The organism is Pseudomonas sp. MH9.2 (assembly GCF_034353875.1).
Lineage (GTDB): Bacteria > Pseudomonadota > Gammaproteobacteria > Pseudomonadales > Pseudomonadaceae > Aquipseudomonas.
Map to the genome: position 1 here is coordinate 715480 of NZ_CP133784.1, position 20928 is coordinate 736407.

The following is a 20928-nucleotide window of genomic DNA, read 5'->3' on the forward strand; positions in this document are numbered from 1 at the left end:
GGCGCAAATGAAACGATCTGCTTTCTTCATCTCCGACGGCACTGGCATCACAGCCGAGACACTCGGCCAAAGCCTGTTAGCGCAATTCGAAAACATCACGTTCAATAAGTTCACGCGACCGTACATCGATAACGTGGAAAAGGCGCGCGCTATGGTACAACAAATCAACAGCGCCGCCGATAAGGATGAACTACGACCGATCATTTTCGACACCATCGTCAACCAGGAAATTCGCGAAATCCTGGCGACCTCAAACGGCTTCATGATCGATATCTTCTCAACCTTTCTCGCCCCGCTGGAGCTGGAGCTTAGTTCACACTCCTCGTATTCAGTCGGTAAATCCCACTCTATCGGGCACAACTCCAACTACATGGAGCGGATCGAGGCGGTTAACTTCGCGCTCGACAATGACGACGGCGCCCGTACGCACTACTACGACAAAGCCGACCTTATCCTGGTGGGCGTCTCGCGCTGTGGCAAAACGCCAACTTGTCTATACATGGCCATGCAATTCGGCATTCGTGCGGCCAACTACCCGTTGACCGAAGACGACATGGAGCATTTGCAATTACCGGCTGCGCTCAAGCAGCATCGAAACAAACTGTTCGGCCTGACCATTGATCCGGATCGATTGACGGCGATTCGCAACGAACGCAAACCCAATAGCCGCTACTCCAGCTATGCCCAGTGCGAGTTCGAAGTCCGCGAAGTAGAAAGCCTCCTCCGCCGTGAAAACATTCCGCACATCAACTCCACGCACTTTTCGGTTGAAGAGATTTCAGCAAAAATCCTCGTAGAAAAAGGCGTCGAGCGACGGTTCAAGTAATGCGTGAACCCTGTAGGAGCTGCCTTGTCTGCGAATCGGTCCGGGTCGCGTCCGACCGAAGCGCTCGCAAATGGCTGGATTAACCACCGCACGAAGGACCTTCGGCCCTTATCGCAGACAAGTCAGCCCCTACAGTTTCAGATTTCAGCCGTCATTTCAAATCACGAACAAATCAACAAAACGGTTGACCGGCGTAGCTTCCAGCTTCGCCTGATCCTTGCACAGGGCGAAGATTTCGCTGGTGCGCTGGGCGGTGAATCTGGTTGCCAGGTTGGCCTTGAACTTGTCTTCGAGCAACGGAATACCTTCGACGCGACGACGACGGTGACCAATCGGGTACTCGACCACAACCTGTTCGGTGCTGGAACCATCCGTGAAGAACACTTGAATCGCATTGGCGATGGAGCGCTTGTCGGCCTCCAGGTATTCACGGGTATAGCGCGCGTCTTCCACAATCACCATCTTCTCGCGCAGCTCGTCAATGATCGGATGAGCGGCGTGGAAGTCGTCTTCGTACTGCTCGGCAACCAGGTTACCAAACGCCAGCGGCACCGCCGTCATGTATTGAATGCAGTGATCGCGATCTGCCGCGTTGGCCAGTTTGCCTTGCTTGGAAATGATCCGAATAGCCGACTCGTGGGTCGTGATGACGATTTTCTCGATCTCGTGCAGGCGATCCCTGACCTGCGGATGCAGGGTTACAGCGGCTTCACACGCAGTTTGCGCGTGGAATTCAGCAGGAAAGCTTATTTTGAACAGCACATTCTCCATCACATATGTGCCGTATGCCTGAGAGAGGGCGAACTCACGCTTGCCCTCTGGCTTGAGCGCCAGATCCTTGTTGGTGTGGCTAAACAATACGTCGTAGAAGCCCCACTGCGGCGCACTCAGCACGCCAGGAATACCCATCTCGCCGCGCATGGCGATATCGGCCAGACGCACGCCACGGCTTGAGGCGTCGCCCGCAGCCCAGGACTTACGAGAGCCGGCATTCGGCGCATGACGATAAGTACGCAACGCCTGACCATCAACGAACGCATGAGACAGCGCAGCCAGCAGCTGTTCGCGGTTAGCACCCATCAGCTTGGCGGTGACAGCCGTCGATGCCACTTTCACCAACAATACGTGGTCAAGACCGACGCGATTGAACGAGTTCTCCAGCGCAATAACACCCTGGATTTCATGAGCCATGATCATCGATTCAAGCACGGCACGCACGGTCAACGGAGCATCACCGTTGGCGACGCGCTTTTGCGACAGATGGTCCGCCACGGCGAGAATGCCGCCGAGGTTATCGGACGGGTGACCCCACTCAGCGGCCAGCCATGTGTCGTTGTAATCAAGCCAGCGCACAATGCAACCAATGTCCCAAGCCGCTTTTACCGGGTCAAGACTGAAACGGGTACCAGGAACACGTGCACCGAACGGCACAATAGTCCCTTCGACGATTGGGCCAAGATGCTTGGTGCACTCAGGGAATCGCAGTGCCAAAAGGCCACAGCCCAGGGTATCCATCAGGCAGTTGCGCGCAGTGTCCAGCACTTCCCTGGACTCGATCTCGAAGTTCAGGACGTAGTCAGCGATATCTTGCAAGACCTTGTCGTAGTCCGGACGATTGTTCAGATCAACGTTGGCACTCATGGTGTTTTCGACTCTCTCTATAAATAGGAGGATTGATTAACGCAGCTCAACGGGTACAAAACGGCGTTGCGCGATGGTCCATTGAATACGTCGTAACACGCTCTCGGGCAGGGCCTGAAAATCGTCTCATATGAGACTCGTGATTTCTATAAGACGCAGCACATTGTCAACATCTTACCGATAAAAGCTAGCCATAAAGGGTATATCAGTCAATTAAAAACACAACATTGTCGACAATTGCCTGATGAGCGCTGCTTTTGACGCGTCATCAACAAGGACGTTTCCCACAGCGTTTGAAGGCTGCTTACTATCCTCACGGCGCAAAACCTTCATGCTAGAATGCCGCGCGCCTCTGTCGACTGGAACCGGTACCAATGCCCGTCTACCTGTATGTCAGGCGCACGAGGAAGCTTGCGCGCTATGTGAAAACCGCCCTCGCCCCGAAGATAGTCCTTTCACCGCGCCAGGATTTATGAGACTCAAGCCCTTCCCCACATTATTCTGTTTATTCCTTTTACCCGGTGTAAGTGCTGCGGCTGACAAGACTGTGTATGGCCTTAACGAATACGCCACACTCTCCGACATCGATCTGCAAGTCGCGGCAAAACTCGACACCGGCGCCAAAACCGCCTCCCTCAGCGCCCGCGACATCAAGCGCTTCAAACGCAATGGCGAAACCTGGGTGCGCTTCTACCTGGCCATCGACGATGCCCACGCACATCCGATCGAGCGACCATTGGCACGGGTCAGCAAGATCAAGCGCCGCGCCGGCGATTACGACCCTGACGATGAAAAAAAGTACACCGCGCGCCCGGTCATCAGCCTGGATGTGTGCATGGGTACTGCTATTCGCAGCATCGAAGTGAACTTGACTGACCGAAGTGCATTCCAATACCCGCTTTTGATAGGTTCCGAAGCACTCAAACGCTTTGATGCGCTGGTCGATCCGAGTCTTAAATACGCAGCGGGCAAGCCTGCCTGTGCCACCGACGCTCATACCGCAGAGTAATACCCATGCGCTCGATTACCCTCCATCTGAAAATCCTGATTGCTGTCCTGGTGACACTGGGGATAGCGATCACGGCGTATCAGATTTTCGTTCTCGGCATTCCAGTGACCGAGGATGAAACGGACGACTTGTGGAACATCGACGCCAAAGTCGAGTTCGTCGCCAACACCAAAGACCCAGTCAAGATCCAGATGTTCGTACCGCCCCTGAGCCACGACTACGTCAGCCTCAACGAGAGTTTCATCTCCAACAATTACGGTGTAAGCGTCAACCGCGTCGACGGCAACCGCAAAGTCACCTGGTCGGCCCGACGCGCCACCGGCAACCAGACACTTTACTACCGCCTGGTACTGACCAAACGCTACAGCGGAGATAAACCCAAGATCAAAGGCTCGGTTTTCCGTGACAGCATCGCCATTGAAGGCGCGGAAAAAATTGCCGCCGAAGCCCTGCTCGAACCTATCCGCCAGCACTCGGCGGACATCGAAACCTTTGTTACCGAAGCCATCAAGCGGGTCAACAACCTCAGCGACGACAACGTAAAGCTGCTGTTGGCGGGTGACACGTCGACCTCGAACAAGGCAAGAATCATTGAGTTATTGCTGTCCATTGCCCACGTACCGGTCGAAAAACTGCACACCATACGCCTGACGACCGATCAACCTCAGACCCCCGAGTTGTGGCTGCGCAGTTTCAACGGCAAAGACTGGTTGTACTTCAACCCGGACAACGGCGAACAAGGCCTGCCGACAGATCGGCTGACGTGGTGGATCGGCGATGAGAACCTGGTGAGTGTCGAAGGCGGAAAAAAAGCCACGGTGAACTTCACCCTCAACAACAGTGAAATGAACGCGATCCGCCTGGCCAAGCTGACCGACGCAAACACCGACGACCACTTCCTTGGGTACTCGCTCTACGGGCTGCCGCTACAAACCCAGCAGACGTTCATGATCATGGTGATGATCCCGATTGGCGTGCTGGTGATCCTGATCCTGCGTAACCTGATTGGCCTGGAGACCCTCGGCACCTTTACCCCGGTGCTGATCGCCCTGGCGTTCCGAGAGACACAGCTGGGCTTTGGTATCGTGCTGTTCACGATCATCACCGCGCTCGGCCTGTCATTACGCTCCTATCTTGAGCATTTGAAGCTGCAAATGCTGCCGCGATTGTCGGTGGTGCTGACCTTCGTCGTGGTACTGATTGCGGCCATCAGCCTGTTCAGCCACAAGCTTGGCCTTGAACGTGGCTTGTCAGTGGCGCTGTTCCCGATGGTGATTCTGACCATGACCATCGAGCGGCTGTCGATCACCTGGGAAGAGCGTGGCAGCGGTCATGCGATGAAAGTCGCCATTGGCACCCTGTTCGCAGCGTCTCTGGCACACCTCATCATGAGCGTGCCGGAACTGACTTACTTCGTCTTTACCTTCCCCGCCGTGTTGCTGATTCTCGTGGGCTTCATGCTGGCGATGGGACGTTATCGCGGCTACCGCCTGACCGAACTGATGCGCTTCAAGGCGTTCCTCAAGGACGAGCCAAAATGATCGGCTTCTGGAAGACCTGGAAGGCCCTGGAAGCCAAGGGCATCATGGGTATCAACCGGCGCAACGCAGATTACGTACTCAAGTACAACAAGCGCAGCCTGTACCCGATCGTCGATGACAAAATCATCACCAAAGAGCGTGCGATCCTGGCCGGTATCCATGTGCCGGAGATGTACGGGGTCATTTCCACTGAAAAAGAAATCGAAAAGCTCGACGAGATCATCGGCGGGCGCAACGACTTCGTGATCAAGCCGGCGCAAGGTGCGGGTGGCGACGGAATTCTGGTGATCGCTGACCGCTTCGAAGACCGGTTTCGCACGGTCTCGGGCAGAATCATCAGCCACGAAGAAATCGAACATCAAGTCTCCAGCATCCTTACCGGTCTGTATTCACTGGGCGGGCACCGTGATCGTGCGCTGATCGAATACCGGGTCACGCCGGACCAGATCTTCAAGAGCATCAGCTATGAAGGCGTGCCCGACATCCGCGTCATCGTGCTGATGGGCTACCCGATCATGGCCATGCTGCGCTTGCCAACACGTCAATCCAGCGGCAAGGCCAACCTGCACCAGGGCGCTATCGGCGTCGGGGTCGACCTCGCCACTGGCCTGACCTTACGCGGCACCTGGCTGAACACCATCATCAGTAAACACCCGGACACCACCAACGCTGTGGACGGCGTGCAATTGCCGAACTGGGACGGCTTCATGAAACTCGCCGCTGGCTGTTATGAGCTGTGCGGGCTGGGCTACATCGGCGTCGACATGGTCCTGGACCAGGAGAAAGGCCCGCTGATTCTTGAACTCAATGCCCGCCCCGGCCTGAATATCCAGATCGCCAATGACTGCGGCTTGACCCATCGGGCTCATGCCGTCGAGGCTCGCCTTGAACAGTTGGCACTTAACGGCGAGCAGGAAACCCCGGAAGAGAGGGTGCGTTTCGTGCAAGAGCTGTTTGGGCATGTCCCCGTGGTTTCCTGACTTCCCGCTAGGAGTCGAACCCTCTGAGGATTACAATCCTCGCCCTCACGCCGACACTGATTTGTTTCGAATGCCGACCTGCTCTGTACACCCTCTGCCCTACCATCCCAACCCCGCCGAGTATTTCTCGAGGGTTCGCCATGCACCGGGGGCCGTGCTGCTCGATAGCGGCAGACCCAGCGCTGAACGCGGGCGATTCGATCTACTAAGCGCCTGGCCGACTGAACAGTTATGGGTCCAACATGACGAAACCGGCAGCGACTTCCTCCAACGCCTGCGCCAGAGTCTTGATCAACTAGGCACCGCGCAACTGCCTGAAGAATACCCGCTGCCATTTGCAGGAGGACTGATCGGCTACCTTAGTTACGATTTTGGTCGGCGTCTGGAGCCTCTGCCCGCCCACGCCATCGATGATCTGCAACTGCCTGATGCGCGCTTCGGTGTTTATGCCTGGGCGATGATCAGTGATCACCAGCAAGGCACCAGTCAATTGGTATTCCATCCCGCATTACCCGACAGCGAACGGCAGCGCCTGCTCACGCTGTTTTCACAAGCGTCTGCCGCCGATTCGGCGACCTTCAAACTGATCGGCGCCTTCAAAGCCGACCTGACTGAACGTGATTACCGCCGCGCGTTTATGCGCATTCAGGCCTACATCCAGTCCGGCGACTGTTATCAAGTCAATTTTTCCCAGCGCTTCCAGGCCGATTGCCAAGGTGACCCTTGGGCGGCTTACTGCGCCTTGCGCAGGGCGTGCCCGACGCCCTTTTCCGGCTACATGACCTTGCCTGATAACAACACCGTGCTGAGCCTGTCCCCGGAGCGTTTTGTGCGGGTCAGTAACCGCCAAGTGGAAACACGCCCGATCAAAGGCACCCGCCCTCGCAGCAAGGACACGACGCAAGATGCCGCCTATGCCGCCGAGTTACTGAGCAGCCCCAAGGACCGCGCAGAAAACCTGATGATCGTCGATTTGCTGCGAAATGATCTGGGCCGTAGCTGCAAGACTGGCTCGGTGACAGTCCCGGAACTGTTCAGCCTGGAAAGTTACCCGAACGTGCATCACCTGGTGAGCAGCGTGACGGGGGAACTGGCTGCGGATAAGGATTCGCTGGACCTGATCGCCGGCAGCTTTCCCGGAGGCTCGATCACTGGCGCGCCGAAAATTCGAGCGATGCAGATTATCGACGAGCTGGAACCCTCGCGTCGGGCGCTGTACTGCGGCTCATTGATATATCTGGATGTGCGCGGCGAGATGGACAGCTCCATCGCCATTCGCAGCCTGCTGATCAAGGATGGACGGGTTTCATGCTGGGGCGGTGGCGGCATTGTCGCCGACTCGGAGTGTGAAGCCGAATACCAAGAGTCAATCACCAAGGTGCGGGTGCTGCTCGATACGTTGCAGGCTCTTTAAGCGTAGCGCGCTGGCCTTTGCGGCCAACGCGCTGCGGGTTCAACCTTACAGACTCAATTCACGGCTCGACGCCTTGAGGAATTCCTTCTTCAGGTCCTCGAAGGTGTGTACCGCTGGAAACTGCGGGAATTCGCGGATCACGTTTTCCGGCGCATGGAAGAGGATACCCGCGTCAGCTTCACCGAGCATGGTGGTGTCGTTGTACGAATCACCGGCTGCAATGACGCGATAGTACAGACTCTTGAAAGCCAAAACCGACTGACGCTTCGGGTCTTTCTGACGCAGCTGATAGGTGGCGACACGGTCCGTCTCGTCGGTGATCAGACGATGGCAGAGCAAGGTCGGGAAGCCCAGCTGCCGCATCAGTGGCTGTGAAAACTCGTAGAAGGTGTCCGACAGAATCACCACCTGGAAACGCTCGCGCAGCCAGTTGACGAATTCGATGGCGCCGTCCAGTGGGCTGAGGGTCGCGATCACCTCCTGAATATCGGAAAGCTTCAAGCCGTGCTCATCGAGAATCCGCAGACGCTGCTTCATCAGTACGTCGTAATCGGGAATATCCCGGGTGGTCGCCCTCAGCGATTCGATACCGGTTTTTTCAGCAAAGGCGATCCAGATCTCCGGGACCAGCACGCCTTCCAGGTCGAGACAGGCAATTTCCACAGAACACTCCTAGAGGGGACTTCAAAAAAGAAGCGGCACTTTAGGTCGTCTGATCAATTATTTCCAGCAGTGCAGCACCGACGCCAACCGGCAATTACCCAAAAGATTTTGTTACTATCACACCTATTACGAGCGCGAAGCGCCATACCTGTTAGGAAGCCGCCTGATGAGCCAACCCTTCAACGTCGCCGAACTTGCAGCGACTTACGCAAACAAATCTGCACAGGACATTCTGAAGCTGGCCTTCGAGCATTTCGGCGATGAGTTATGGATCTCATTCAGCGGTGCCGAAGATGTAGTGCTGGTAGACATGGCCTGGAAGCTGAACAAAAACGTTAAAGTGTTCAGCCTCGACACCGGTCGTCTGCACCCGGAAACCTATCGGTTCATCGAACAGACGCGTGAGCATTACAAAATTGATATCGAGCTGATTTCGCCGGATCAGCGCGTGCTCGAACCTTTCGTCAAAGAAAAGGGACTGTTCAGTTTCTACAAGGATGGCCATGGCGAATGCTGCGGTATCCGCAAAATCCAGCCGTTGCGCCGTAAACTGGCAGAGGTCAAAGCCTGGGCTACCGGTCAACGCAGGGATCAGAGCCCTAGCACCCGCAGCGAAGTTGCCGCCCTGGAAATAGACAACGCCTTTTCCACCCCTGAGCGCACGCTGTACAAATTCAACCCGTTGGCGCAGATGACCAGCGAAGAGATCTGGGGTTATATCCGCATGCTGGAGTTGCCTTACAACACCTTGCATGAGCGTGGCTTCATCAGCATCGGCTGCGAGCCTTGCACGCGTCCTGTGCTGCCGAACCAGCACGAACGCGAAGGCCGTTGGTGGTGGGAAGAATCTACGCAGAAAGAGTGCGGACTGCACTCAGGAAATCTGATCGCCAAGGTGTAAGACTTGCGCCGCCTTCGCCAATTTATTCGCGAAGGGTTTGATGCGGTGTGCCAGGCACACCGTCTTGATCGCAATCAGTGAACTGGCAACTCGACACCCTCGAACAATTCTTCGAGCTCTTGCTTGTTGTGACACTGGATGGCTTTGGCCATCACTTCGCGGGTCAGATGCGGTGCGAACTTCTCGATGAAGTCGCACATGAAACCGCGCAGGAAGGTACCGCGACGGAAACCGATCTTGGTGATGCTCGCTTCGAACAGCTCGCTGGCATCAAGCACCACCAGATCGCTGTCGAGCTTGGCGTCTACTGCCATTTTTGCCACGATACCGACACCCAGGCCCAGACGGACGTAGGTTTTTATCACGTCCGCATCGGCGGCAGTAAACACCACTTTCGGGGTCAGGCCACGGTGGCTGAACGCTTCGTCCAGCTTTGACCGGCCAGTAAAACCAAAGACATAGGTCACGATGGGGTATTCGGCCAGTACTTCCAACGTCAGTTTTGGCACCTTGGTCAGCGGATGACCTTGCGGCACAACGACGCAACGGTTCCAGCGGTAGCACGGCATCATCACCAGATCACCGAACAACTCCAGCGCTTCAGTCGCGATAGCGAAGTCCACAGTACCATCCGCCGCCATTTCGGCGATCTGCATCGGCGAGCCCTGATGCATGTGCAGCGCGACGTCCGGGTATTGTTTGATGAAGCTGCTGATCACTGGCGGCAGGGCATAACGCGCCTGGGTGTGGGTGGTAGCAATCGACAACGTGCCTTTCTTCTCGTTGGAAAACTCCTGGGCGATCTGCTTGATGCTCTCGACTTTGCGCAGGATCTCGCCAGCGGTAGTAATGATTCTTTCACCGGCCGGCGTGACCCGGGTCAGGTGTTTGCCGCTACGGGCAAACACTTCGACGCCCAGCTCGTCTTCAAGCAAGCGGATCTGCTTGCTGATCCCTGGCTGCGAGGTATACAGGCTCTGAGCCGTAGCGGAAACGTTGAGGTCGTGGTGCGCCACTTCCCAGATGTAGCGCAATTGTTGAAGCTTCATATGTATCCCTCAAAGCAGTAGACGCCACGGTCATCAGCGACGGTATATAACTATATTAATGGTTAGACTGATAAATCTAGAACTTTTTATCACTTTTACAGAGCAATGGCACGCTCAATTTCAGCGACACATAGACTTATTCGCGCCCTCGATGCATGGGTACCATGTAGACCGGAACCTCCGACAATTGCAGAACCCTGGCGACGGTACGGCCCAGCGGCGTATCGCCTTCTGTGCCATGGCTGTGACTGCCGACGATCAACAAATCGACGGCCAGCTTTTGCGCTTGCTCGAGGATCACACTGGAAGGATCCCCCTGCATCACCCGCACCGTGCGAATCAACGCGAGATCCTGATGACTTTCGCCTAACTCATCTCGAAAGCCATTCAGAACGCGCTGTTCAATCGTTTCCATGACGGTGTTCAAGCCCTGGTTGTGCAACTCTTTCAACGTATCCTCATCAAGATAGCTCTGCAAAACAGACTCGGCGAACAACCCTATCGGCTCAACCGCATGAATCACATTCAGCTCGGCATTGAAGGTTCGCGCCAGCGCCAAGGCATGCTGCAGGACATAAGGCGCATAAAGACCGAGGTCAGTGGCATACAGCATTGAACGAATCATACGACCTCCTCGATTGCCAATAGTGGCGGAGATTGACTCAGCTTAGCAGCGCCTTGACGACTGCGGCGGCCGCTATCTCACGAGAAAACAAAGGCTCAAGGCTTTACTTCATTGCTGATGCCATGCGGCACATGCCCCGTTGCGACGACATCACGCGCCTTTTCACAATGCCCAGGCTGATCGTCAAAAAACACATCGGCGGCGAAGGCTTCAAGAAACGCCGATTTCTCCAGACCACCCAGAAACAATGACTCGTCCAGACGAATATTCCATTCTCGCAATGTGCGAATCACCCGCTCATGCGCGGGCGCAGAGCGCGCGGTAACCAGTGCGGTACGGATTGGGCAAGCGTCCTCGGGAAACTCGCGCTGCAACAGGTTCAGCGCGGCAAGAAAGGGCTTGAACGGCCCCCCACGTAACGGCTCGCGCGCTGACTCACGCTCACTGGCCTGAAACGCCTCCAGCCCGTCGGATTGATAGACCCGCTCGGACTCATCGGAAAACAGCACCGCGTCGCCATCAAACGCGATACGCAATTCGGCGCTGGCTGCACGGCGTGCACCGCCCGACAGAATCGTCGCCGCGGCAAAGCCGGCATCCAGCGCGCTGCGTACATCCTCGGCGTGGGTCGAGAGAAACAAATGACAGCCAAACGCCGCCAGATACGGATAAGGGCTGCGTCCGCCGACGAAGGCAGCACGCGTGATGTCCAGGCCATAATGCTGAATCGAATTGAATACCCGCAGCCCCGTGTCGGCGCTGTTGCGCGAAACCAGGATGACTTCGACCCGCGACGCCTCAAGCCTGGCATTGAGGCTAAGGAGTTTCTCCACCAACAGGTACGCATCGCCCTGCTCAAGGATCTCTTCCTCATGCTCGATCTGGTATTGGCGATACGCCGCCACGCCATCAGCCTCGTACACCGCATGGCTTTCACGCAGATCGAACAAAGCTCGCGAAGAAATCGCCAGGACCAATTTTTTACCTAGACCCGTAGCCATATATCACCCTGCCTGGCTGTATCAGCCGTTACGCGTATCGATGAAGGCCAATGCTTGGTACAACGCGCGAATTTTCGGCATGTCATGCCCGGATTTCAGCGCTGCCGCCAATGGCTTGGCATAGATAGCATCCAACTCCAAGGGTCGTTTTTCCAGAAAATCAAGGTACATGCTCGGCCTGTAATCCGGCATTTTTTCTGTCACGGCAAACAGATGTTCAGCGTACCCCTCGGGCAAGGCGTGCCCACATGCCCGAGCCCCCTGCACCACTTCGCTCATGACTGCCTGAATCAACTCGCGGCTATTCGCGTCGCCCATTAATGGTGTGGTGCTCGCCCTCAGCAGCACGGACAGACCGTTATACGGAACATTCCACACCAATTTCTGCCAGCGCGCCTGAGACAAGCTGGGCGTCGCCTGGGATTCCAGCCCGGCCTTGCGAAACAGCTCAGCCCCCTCCTCGGTGATGCTCAACCGAGACACCGCGTCAGTTGCCGGACCGCTGTGGTACCCGAGATTTACCGCACCCAACGCCTGATGCGTGATAACCCCCGGCGCAGTTCGGTGGACACAGACAAAGCACAAACCACCCAACAGGTGCAGCGACGCTGGCAACAATGGCTGCAGATCGTCCTCGACGCCCAGACCATTTTGCAGCAACAGCACTTTAGCGCCAGGCGCTGCAGCCTGGGTGATGATCGGTGCAAGGTCCACATTACTGGTGGTTTTAGTACCGACCAGCAACCAATCGCAAGGCGGCATATCCGCAGCCGAGGAATAAGCCTGCACCGGATTCAAGGTCAGAGCGCCATGAACGGCACTGTCCAGATGCAGGCCATTGTGTGCAACTGAGGCAAACTCGCTGCGCAACAGAAAATGCACATCAAAGCCGGCACGTGCCAGCATCAAACCGTAAAAACCGCCAATTGCACCGGTGCCTATAATTCCGATCCGTACCCGTTTTGCTTTACTCACCCTCGCAACTCCCCGTCATGGCAACTCTTCAGCATCAACACTCAACACCCGATTCAAGCCAGCGCTGAGCTCGGACAACGTCAGCCGAGCATGCAAGGCCCCATAGAATTCACCGTCACGCACCACAAACAACGCCGGCAGATGGAACACCTGATAACGCTGAACCACGCCCCCATTTTCAGCAGCGTCAATCCAGCACACACGCTCGACAGGCAGATCGAGGCTAGGCAACACTTGCCTGGCCCAACGACAGCTGGCACATCCGATGCTGGTAAAAATGACCAGCGAGGTGCCCGGCAACGTCAGCAAACGCTGATCCACATCGAAGTCGGTCAGTTCCAATTCATTCACAAAAGACTTCCTGAAGATGGCCGTACACTATCCGTCTCGACGGGCCTGCTTGTAAATTCCTCTTTAAATCGTGTACGGCCTGGCCTTTATAGACACCCCATCTGTCCGTCAAAGATAGCGATCAGGCCATGCCGCCGGGATTAAAGCCGCGTTTGCCCATTGTCGAACAGCCGGATAACGCGCTAAGGTTCCGGTCCCCGCTGTGCTCAATCGTGCTGGGCTCCGCCGCACGGGGATCGTTGGCGGCCAGCACCCGTGACCTGACGAGTAACACGATGGCTGATTTACCGATTGACGACCTCAACGTTGCTTCCAATGAAACCCTGATCACGCCGGATCAGCTCAAGCGCGAGCTCCCGCTCACAGAAGCTGCTCTGCGCACGGTGACCAAGGGCCGCGAAGTGATACGCAATATCCTCGATGGCAAGGATCACCGCCTGTTCATAGTGATCGGGCCGTGCTCGATCCATGACATCAAAGCTGCTCACGAATACGCCAATCGCCTCAAGGCCCTTGCCGCTGAAGTGTCGGACAGCATGTACCTGGTGATGCGCGTGTACTTCGAGAAACCGCGCACAACCGTGGGCTGGAAAGGCCTGATCAATGACCCGTATATGGATGACTCGTTCAAGATTCAGGACGGCCTGCACATTGGCCGCAAGCTGCTGCTTGATCTGGCTGAAATGGGCCTGCCAGCAGCCACTGAAGCTCTTGACCCGATCTCACCACAGTACTTGCAGGACTTGATCAGTTGGTCGGCCATCGGCGCGCGCACCACTGAATCACAAACACACCGCGAGATGGCTTCTGGCCTGTCTTCAGCCGTTGGCTTCAAGAATGGCACTGACGGCGGTCTGACCGTTGCCATCAACGCCTTGCAGTCGGTCTCCAGCCCCCATCGTTTCCTGGGCATCAACCAGGAAGGCGGGGTATCTATTGTCACCACCAAAGGCAACGCCTACGGTCATGTGGTATTGCGCGGCGGCAATGGCAAGCCTAACTACGATTCGGTCAGTGTCGCCGTATGCGAGCAGGCGCTGAAAAAGGCCGGTATTCGCCCTAACATCATGGTCGACTGCAGCCACGCCAACTCCAACAAGGACCCGGCCCTGCAACCGCTGGTGATGGAAAACGTTGCTAACCAAATCCTCGAAGGCAACCAGTCAATCATTGGCCTGATGGTTGAAAGTAACTTGAACTGGGGCAGCCAGTCGATCCCTAAAAACCTTGAAGAGCTGCAATACGGCGTGTCCGTTACCGATGCCTGCATCGACTGGGAAAACACTGAGAAAACCCTGCGCAGCATGCACGCAAAACTCAAGAATGTGCTGCCCAAGCGCCAACGCAACTGATTACTGCAGAGACAAAAACGCCGAGCAAATGCTCGGCGTTTTTTATTATCGTGGCGGCATCCTGATCAGATTTTTACCGCATGTCGCTGGTGACGCTCCATGTACCGCTCAACATAAGAGCAAGACGGAATCACCGTGTAGCCCATGCTATCGGCGTACGCGAGCGCCTGTTCGGTCAATGCAGCAGCGATACCTCTGCCTCGCAGGGCATTGGGCACAAACGTCCGATAGATATCCAGGGTCTGCTTGCCTAGGTCCATATAAGTCAGATAGGCACGATGGCCGTCCACATTGGTCTCGAATTGATGGCCAACATGGTCATGGTGGATGGACAACGCCTCGCTCATCACTGCTCCTCGCGGGTCTTGAAATTAGACCCCTACCTTACCGATGTTTTTCCGGCGAAGGAACCTCTACGCCACCCCTGTGCCTGTTTTGGACATCGAGAACAGCTTTGCCATTCTCCTACACACGAGCACCTGCAAATAGTAGGCGTCATTTCGGTATTTGCTCAAGCTGTTGCACAGGAGGCGCTGAAAAATCCGACGGTCGCTCTGACCGTTGACGTGAACATTGCCGTGGGCTGCCGACTGAGACGAATCTCCGATGAGAAAGTTCCCCCTGTACCCGCGCAAAAAAGCAAACTCACGACAAACACGGAACATGTGCCCGATGGGGAGGTGCCATATACTAGCCCGCGAATCGTCTATTCTCTTCGTTACCCGGTCAAGGGCGTCCTTGAGCCCTGCCCGATTTAGTGCGAGCGCCGCCAAGTTGATGCCGGCGATTGGATATTTTTTATACAAAACCCCCGAGAAGTTGTTCGGAACAGTTTAAAACACAAGAAATTTGCCCGCTTCTTGCGCTTCCTCAGTTTACTTACTACAAACAATGGGTAGTATGTATCGCGGTCATTTTCTCACTTTCGAGAGATGACTATTCATTAGAAAGTCCTGGAAGGTGAACACGATGAACAACGCTCTGAAATTCTCTGCTTTGGCTCTGGCCGCAATTCTGGCTACTGGTTGCAGCAGCGTCTCCAAAGAAACCGAAGCTCGTCTGACTGCTACCGAAGACGCAGCTGCTCGCTCCCAAGCACGCGCTGATGAAGCCTATCGCAAGGCTGATGAAGCTCTGGCTGCTGCTCAAAAAGCTCAGCAAACTGCTGACGAAGCCAACGAACGCGCTCTGCGTATGTTGGATAAAGCAAGCCGTAAGTAATAATCTTTCGGGATTATTGAGAAGCCGATCCAGTTCTGGATCGGCTTTTTTATTGCCTTCGTTTTACCCCAGACAATAAAAAACCCGCCTACCCAGCCTTGGAATTCAAGGCAAGGCAGACGGGTTCGCTTGCAGGCGATTACTGAATATTGAGCGGCTCGCTCGACACCACCGACCCGCTCGGCACTGCGATCTCAACCGGCATGCCATCCTCTGCAGCCACCACATCCCGCACCACGTCCCAGTTCATGCGCAGGTTGTTGGCCAGATCCTCACGCTTTAGCAAGGCATTGATCACTGCAGTGTGCTTGTCGACGACCGATGGATTGCCCTTGTCGTCCAAAGGCGTATGCGCTTCCAGATAGACCTTGCCGCCACTGATGCCGAATTTGTAGGGTTCGTTCAATATCCGCACTGGCGTACCGACCGGCACCATACCTGCCATCTCCAGCACGTTGTTGTTGTACATGCGGAAGCAGCCGTGACTGGTACGCATGCCAATGCCGAATTTCTTGTTCGAACCGTGGATCAGGTAACCCGGCAAACCGAGACTGAATTTGAACGGCCCCAACGGATTGTCGGGACCGGCCGGTACGACGCTAGGCAGCGGATCATTGTCAGCCGCATGCTCGGCCTTGATCGAAGCAGGCGGCGTCCAGGTCGGATTCGGTATCTTTGCTGTCACTTTGGTCAACGCGAGAGGTGAACCCCACCCTTCACGACCAATCCCCAACGGATAGGTGTGAACCACGTTCAAGCCTTTGGGGTAATAGTAAAGACGGTACTCAGCCAGATTGATCACGATGCCTTCACGCGGACCAGGCGGCAATACGAAACGCGTTGGTAATACCACTTGGGTACCCGCCCCCGGCAACCACGGATCGACACCGGGGTTAGCTGCGATCATCTCCAGATAACCCAAATCGTAGCGGGTCCCCAAGTCGGCGAAGGTATCTTCATATTTTGCGGTTACGGTCTGAACCTGACCGACAATATCTTCGCCCGGAGGGGGCAGAGGGAACTCTAATGCAGTGACGGGGCCCGCCGCACAGAGCGCAGCAAGTGACAGACAGCGAGCGACGGCAGGAATGCGCGACAACATCCGGAAAATCCTTGGGATAAGCGACGGGAAGTAAAGTGAAGGAATTGTACACCGCCGACCATAAAATCGGGAGGCAGCTAACGATTTACTGACTGAATCGAAGCTCTGGCCAAATAGGGCGCGTACCCCGCTTTTGCGCCTCGAGAATCGCCCGACACAGCGAACACAGACGCTCATCACGAAGCTTCGCCGAATTGACACCCGACCAGCGAGGCTGTGCTGGCAACAACGTGCCACACAATGTGCGGTCGATCGAGCCACCCAACTCAAGCTGGCGCGCGACCAGATGCACCCGCACTTCCTGGCACGCGAACAAGTCGAGTTGCTCATCAGGCTCGATCAGTTGATAGGCAAATAAAGACCAGGCGGGACGCGGCATCGGGGGCTCCAAATCGGGGCGCCACCTTAGCCCAAAGTTCGCCGCTAGAAAAGCGTCAAAGCAGCGGTTTTAGCGTCGGCCAGACGTTTTCCAGCAACTTGCCCTGTGCCGCGGCGGCCGGGTGTAGACCATCGGCCTGCATCAACTCGGGAATACCGCCCACACCCTCAAGGAAAAACGGCACCAACGGGACTTTTTCCTGCTCTGCCAGATTGCTGTAAACCGCCTCGAAAGCCTGGGTATAGCGGGCGCCATAATTGGGCGGAATACGCATCCCCAAAAGCAGCACCTTGGCCCCTGCCTTCTGCGACTGCTGAATCATCGACGCAAGATTTTGTTGCAATTGCGCAGGTTGCTGTCCGCGCAGCCCGTCATTACCGCCCAACTCCAGGATTACCAACTGCGGTCTATGCTCTGCAAGCAGCGCTGGCAGCCGCGCCTGGCCTCCAGCACTGGTGTCGCCACTGACCGAGGCATTGACCACCTTATCGGTGAAACCCTCCTTCTGCAGGCGCTGCTCCAGCAATGATACCCAGCCCAGCCGGGTATCCAGGCCGAAAGCAGCGCTGATACTATCGCCAACGATCAGCACTGTGCCCGCCGCAGCTCCTTGAGACAGCAACAGCAAAACCAGGCCAGCACTTAAAAACCACGCACGCATCGGATTCTCCATGAGCGAAAGTATTCTCAGTGCTCGGAACCTTAGCAAAGTGGTCCCCAGCACCGAAGGTGACCTGACTATCCTGCACGAACTCTCCCTGGAACTGAACAAAGGAGACAGTCTGGCCATCGTCGGCGCCTCTGGATCGGGCAAATCCACCCTCCTCGGCCTGCTGGCGGGACTCGACTTACCCAGCGCCGGAGCAGTCACACTGGCCGGACGCAACCTCAGCGATCTCGATGAAGATCAGCGTGCGCGTATCCGTGCGGAGCATGTCGGATTCGTCTTCCAGTCATTTCAACTGCTCGACAGTCTCAATGCACTGGAAAACGTCATGCTGCCCATGGAGCTCGAAGGCCGCAAGGACGCCCGCGAGCGCGCCCGGATTTTGCTCGAACGCGTGGGGCTGGGCCAACGCCTGACGCATTCGCCACGCCAGCTTTCCGGTGGCGAGCAACAACGGGTGGCCATTGCCCGGGCCTTTGCCGCCAATCCCGACGTGCTGTTTGCCGATGAACCCACAGGTAACCTCGACAGCAACACCGGTGAACGGATCAGCGATTTGCTGTTCGAGCTGAACAGAGAGCGTCACACGACACTCGTACTAGTCACCCATGACGAACGTCTGGCGCATCGCTGCCAGCGCATGATCCGTCTTGAAGGTGGCCGATTGGTCACCCCTCTGGAGCCTTGATGGCACGCTTGCCGCTTCTTCGTCTGCTGAGCCTTGCGACTCGCCAACTCCTGCGCGACGCACGCGCCGGAGAGTTGCGGGTGTTGTTTTTTGCCTTGCTGGTTGCCGTGGCAGCAAGCACCGCCATCGGCTACTTCGGCGCTCGCCTCAATGGGGCGATGCTGCTGCGCGCCACCGAGTTTCTCGGCGCGGACCTGATTCTCGAAGGCACCAGCCCCGCCCAACCAACGCAGATCGAAGCAGGCAAGCAGTTAAAGCTGGACCACGCACAGGTGGTCGAATTCTCCAGCGTGATTGCTACTGACAGCGGCATTCAACTCGCGAGCGTCAAAGCGGTGGACACTGCTTACCCCTTGCGCGGCGAGCTAAAGAGCGCCGAGGCGCCCTATCAAGCAGAGGCATCCGGTGGCCGACCGAATCCGGGTGAAGCCTGGGCCGAATCACGATTGTTTGCGGCACTGAATCTAAAGGTTGGCGACAGTATCGACGTCGGCTCGAAAACCCTTCGACTGAGTCGGGTACTGACCTACGAACCCGACCGCGCCGGCAACTTCTACAGCCTGACGCCCAGAGTGATGATCAATCTGACGGACCTTGCCGCGACAGGCGTCGTCCAGCCCGGCAGCCGGGTCAGCTATCGTGAGCTCTGGCGCGGCAACCATGAGTCTCTGGAAACCTACCGTCAGGCAATCACCCCGGGATTGGCCGCTAATCAACGCATACAGGACGCTCGCGACGGCAATCGGCAGATTGGTGGTGCGCTGGGCAAGGCCGAGCGTTACCTGAACATGGCCAGCCTGGTAGCAGTCTTGCTGTCCGGTGTGGCTGTGGCCCTGTCGGCCGCCCGTTTTGCAACACGACGATTCGATGCCAGCGCCTTGCTGCGCTGCCTGGGTCTGTCACGCAGAGAAGCACTGGTTTTATTCAGCCTGCAACTCGCAATGCTTGGGCTGCTGGCCAGCGTCACCGGCGCGCTGCTGGGCTGGCTCGCACAATTGGGTCTGTTCGCCCTGCTGCACGATTTGCTGCCTGCCGCCGTCCCGCCCGGAGGCCTGCTACCGGCCATCGCGGGCATCGGTACCGGCCTCGTCGCCCTCGCCGGCTTTGCGTTGCCACCCCTGGCCGCGCTGGGTCGCGTGCCACCCCTGCGTGTACTGCGCCGCGACATGCTACCCATTCCTCCCAGTTCGTGGCTGGTCTACGGTACCGCGCTGCTAGCGCTCGGCCTGATCATGTGGCGCTTGAGTCTCGACCTGGTGTTGACCTTTGCCCTGCTTGGCGGAGGGATCATTGCCGCTGTCGTTTTGGGTGGCTTGCTGCTGCTCGCGCTGCAAAGCCTGCGCCGTCTGCTGGCAGGTGCGTCGCTACCGTGGCGACTGGGTCTGGGCCAACTGCTGCGCCATCCTTTGGCCGCCGCCGGGCAATCGCTGGCATTCGGACTGATTCTGTTGTCCATGGGACTGATCGCCCTGCTGCGCGGAGAACTGCTCGACACCTGGCAGAATCAGCTACCCAAAGATGCACCGAATTATTTTGCGCTCAATATCCTCCCGGCTGACAAAGACACCTTCACCGAACGGATGGCTAGCCTCTCCACCCATGCTGCGCCGCTTTATCCCGTCGTGCCTGGACGTTTGATCAGCATTAATGGCGAGCCCGTCCGCAACATCGTGAGCAAGGACTCGCGTGGCGAAAACGCGACTGAACGAGACCTCAGTCTGACGTGGGCCGCCGAACTGCCGCAGGGCAATCGCCTGAGCGCAGGAAACTGGTGGCCGAATACGAACAGCAGCGCAACGACCACCGCCGAGCAAGTTCCCGGGGTGTCTGTAGAGTCGAAACTGGCAGCAAGCCTGAAGCTCAAACTCGGTGACCGCATGAGTTTCATCATCGGCGGGGCCGCCCGAGAAGCTGAGGTCACCAGTCTGCGCGAAGTGAATTGGGACAACTTCCAGCCCAACTTCTTCATGATCTTCCAGCCCGGTACGCTCAAGGATTTGCCGACCACGTACCTGACCAGCTTCTACCTGGCACCCGGGAACGATCAACAGATCGTCGAGCTGTCTCGCGCCTTCCCGGCGGTGACCATCCTTCAAGTCGAAGCGCTGCTGGAGCAACTTCGGAGCATTCTCGCTCAGGTGACGATCGCAGTGGAGTACGTGCTGCTGTTCGTGCTGGCGGCGGGGCTCGCGGTTTTGTTCTCCGGCCTGCAAGCAACCCTCGACGAACGCATCCGCCAAGGCGCCCTGCTGCGCGCACTGGGTGCCGAGCGATCACTGCTGGTCAAGGCGCGACGCATCGAGTTTGGCCTGTTAGGCGCAGCCAGTGGTGGGCTGGCTGCATTGGGTTGCGAACTGGTGAGCTTTGCGCTGTACCGCTATGCTTTCGACCTTCAATGGCACCCCCACGTCTGGCTGCTGTTATTACCCATCATCGGCGCCCTACTGGTCGGCGGCGCCGGAGTGTTCGGCACCCGCAGAGCCTTGAATGTCAGCCCACTGACGGTGCTACGTGATGGCTGATAAACTTGGCGCATCCTAATC

21 protein-coding genes are annotated in these 20928 nt (G+C 56.8%); 10 read left to right on the plus strand and 11 right to left on the minus strand.

Features of this window, described 5'->3' with window-relative positions; all coding sequences use genetic code 11:
- Nucleotides 1-7 precede the first annotated feature (7 nt).
- Nucleotides 8-826 (plus strand): pyruvate, water dikinase regulatory protein, encoded by an 819-nt coding sequence (locus RHM55_RS03205; RefSeq protein WP_322179482.1) that lies wholly within the window; start codon nucleotides 8-10, stop codon nucleotides 824-826.
- A gap of 156 nt (nucleotides 827-982) precedes the next feature.
- On the opposite strand, the gene prpD is transcribed toward RHM55_RS03205, so the two are convergent.
- Nucleotides 983-2467, minus strand: a complete 1485-nt coding sequence (gene prpD, locus RHM55_RS03210; RefSeq protein ID WP_322179483.1) for a 2-methylcitrate dehydratase — start codon at nucleotides 2465-2467, stop codon at nucleotides 983-985.
- 472 nt (nucleotides 2468-2939) lie between these two features.
- Between prpD and RHM55_RS03215 the strand changes: the two genes are divergently transcribed.
- The 4 genes from RHM55_RS03215 (at nucleotide 2940) to pabB (ending at nucleotide 7411) form a co-directional block, all read left to right on the plus strand.
- Nucleotides 2940-3476 (plus strand): ATP-dependent zinc protease, encoded by a 537-nt coding sequence (locus tag RHM55_RS03215; RefSeq protein WP_322179484.1) that lies wholly within the window; start codon nucleotides 2940-2942, stop codon nucleotides 3474-3476.
- A gap of 5 nt (nucleotides 3477-3481) precedes the next feature.
- The gene (locus RHM55_RS03220) at nucleotides 3482-5017 is read left to right on the plus strand and encodes an inactive transglutaminase family protein (RefSeq protein ID WP_322179485.1); all 1536 of its coding nucleotides are present in this window, start codon (nucleotides 3482-3484) and stop codon (nucleotides 5015-5017) included.
- Complete coding sequence (locus RHM55_RS03225; protein ID WP_322182714.1) at nucleotides 5017-5997, plus strand: alpha-L-glutamate ligase-like protein; 981 nt, start codon at nucleotides 5017-5019, stop codon at nucleotides 5995-5997. Before RHM55_RS03220 ends, RHM55_RS03225 begins: the two co-directional genes overlap by 1 nt.
- A gap of 70 nt (nucleotides 5998-6067) precedes the next feature.
- Nucleotides 6068-7411 carry an aminodeoxychorismate synthase component I gene (gene pabB, locus RHM55_RS03230; RefSeq protein ID WP_322182717.1) on the plus strand — a complete coding sequence of 448 codons (1344 nt, stop codon included), beginning with the start codon at nucleotides 6068-6070 and terminating at the stop codon, nucleotides 7409-7411.
- Nucleotides 7412-7456: 45 nt separating this feature from the next.
- Here pabB and thrH read toward each other — a convergent pair whose 3' ends face one another.
- Nucleotides 7457-8074 (minus strand): bifunctional phosphoserine phosphatase/homoserine phosphotransferase ThrH, encoded by a 618-nt coding sequence (thrH, locus tag RHM55_RS03235; RefSeq protein ID WP_322179486.1) that lies wholly within the window; start codon nucleotides 8072-8074, stop codon nucleotides 7457-7459.
- Nucleotides 8075-8240: 166 nt separating this feature from the next.
- Between thrH and RHM55_RS03240 the strand changes: the two genes are divergently transcribed.
- Entirely contained in the window at nucleotides 8241-8975 is a 735-nt protein-coding gene (locus RHM55_RS03240) for a phosphoadenylyl-sulfate reductase (RefSeq protein ID WP_322179487.1), read from the plus strand.
- A gap of 74 nt (nucleotides 8976-9049) precedes the next feature.
- On the opposite strand, the gene cysB is transcribed toward RHM55_RS03240, so the two are convergent.
- The 5 genes from cysB to RHM55_RS03265 all read right to left on the minus strand — a co-directional run bounded on the left by cysB (nucleotide 9050) and on the right by RHM55_RS03265 (nucleotide 12976).
- Entirely contained in the window at nucleotides 9050-10024 is a 975-nt protein-coding gene (gene cysB / locus RHM55_RS03245) for an HTH-type transcriptional regulator CysB (RefSeq protein WP_219060251.1), read from the minus strand.
- 136 nt (nucleotides 10025-10160) lie between these two features.
- Nucleotides 10161-10649 (minus strand): universal stress protein, encoded by a 489-nt coding sequence (locus tag RHM55_RS03250; RefSeq protein WP_322179488.1) that lies wholly within the window; start codon nucleotides 10647-10649, stop codon nucleotides 10161-10163.
- Between the two features lie 95 nt (nucleotides 10650-10744).
- A complete protein-coding gene (locus tag RHM55_RS03255; RefSeq protein ID WP_322179489.1) occupies nucleotides 10745-11650 on the minus strand; it encodes a 5'-nucleotidase in 906 nt (301 codons plus the stop codon).
- Between the two features lie 21 nt (nucleotides 11651-11671).
- Complete coding sequence (locus RHM55_RS03260; RefSeq protein ID WP_322179490.1) at nucleotides 11672-12625, minus strand: putative 2-dehydropantoate 2-reductase; 954 nt, start codon at nucleotides 12623-12625, stop codon at nucleotides 11672-11674.
- Between the two features lie 15 nt (nucleotides 12626-12640).
- The gene (locus RHM55_RS03265; RefSeq protein WP_322179491.1) at nucleotides 12641-12976 is read right to left on the minus strand and encodes a thioredoxin family protein; all 336 of its coding nucleotides are present in this window, start codon (nucleotides 12974-12976) and stop codon (nucleotides 12641-12643) included.
- Between the two features lie 275 nt (nucleotides 12977-13251).
- On the opposite strand from RHM55_RS03265, the gene RHM55_RS03270 reads away from it, so the two are divergent.
- The gene (locus tag RHM55_RS03270) at nucleotides 13252-14328 is read left to right on the plus strand and encodes a 3-deoxy-7-phosphoheptulonate synthase (protein ID WP_322182719.1); all 1077 of its coding nucleotides are present in this window, start codon (nucleotides 13252-13254) and stop codon (nucleotides 14326-14328) included.
- 65 nt (nucleotides 14329-14393) lie between these two features.
- On the opposite strand, the gene RHM55_RS03275 is transcribed toward RHM55_RS03270, so the two are convergent.
- On the minus strand, nucleotides 14394-14675 hold the full coding sequence (locus tag RHM55_RS03275) for a GNAT family N-acetyltransferase (RefSeq protein WP_322179492.1): 282 nt from the start codon (nucleotides 14673-14675) through the stop codon (nucleotides 14394-14396).
- 622 nt (nucleotides 14676-15297) lie between these two features.
- Here RHM55_RS03275 and RHM55_RS03280 point away from each other — a divergent pair.
- Nucleotides 15298-15549 (plus strand): Lpp/OprI family alanine-zipper lipoprotein, encoded by a 252-nt coding sequence (locus tag RHM55_RS03280; RefSeq protein ID WP_219060265.1) that lies wholly within the window; start codon nucleotides 15298-15300, stop codon nucleotides 15547-15549.
- Between the two features lie 139 nt (nucleotides 15550-15688).
- On the opposite strand, the gene RHM55_RS03285 is transcribed toward RHM55_RS03280, so the two are convergent.
- The 3 genes from RHM55_RS03285 to RHM55_RS03295 form a co-directional block, all read right to left on the minus strand.
- Nucleotides 15689-16651, minus strand: coding sequence for a L,D-transpeptidase family protein (locus RHM55_RS03285; protein WP_322179493.1), 963 nt, complete (start codon nucleotides 16649-16651; stop codon nucleotides 15689-15691).
- 85 nt (nucleotides 16652-16736) lie between these two features.
- Nucleotides 16737-17030 (minus strand): hypothetical protein, encoded by a 294-nt coding sequence (locus RHM55_RS03290; protein WP_219060268.1) that lies wholly within the window; start codon nucleotides 17028-17030, stop codon nucleotides 16737-16739.
- A 55-nt stretch (nucleotides 17031-17085) separates the two neighbouring features.
- On the minus strand, nucleotides 17086-17691 hold the full coding sequence (locus RHM55_RS03295; RefSeq protein ID WP_322179494.1) for an arylesterase: 606 nt from the start codon (nucleotides 17689-17691) through the stop codon (nucleotides 17086-17088).
- Between the two features lie 10 nt (nucleotides 17692-17701).
- Between RHM55_RS03295 and RHM55_RS03300 the strand changes: the two genes are divergently transcribed.
- Together RHM55_RS03300 and RHM55_RS03305 are read left to right on the plus strand one after the other, a co-directional pair.
- Nucleotides 17702-18385, plus strand: coding sequence for an ABC transporter ATP-binding protein (locus RHM55_RS03300; protein ID WP_322179495.1), 684 nt, complete (start codon nucleotides 17702-17704; stop codon nucleotides 18383-18385).
- Nucleotides 18385-20907: an ABC transporter permease gene (locus tag RHM55_RS03305; RefSeq protein ID WP_322179496.1), complete on the plus strand. Its 2523-nt coding sequence runs from the start codon at nucleotides 18385-18387 to the stop codon at nucleotides 20905-20907. The genes RHM55_RS03300 and RHM55_RS03305 overlap by 1 nt, the downstream gene beginning before the upstream one ends.
- Nucleotides 20908-20928: the final 21 nt, after the last annotated feature.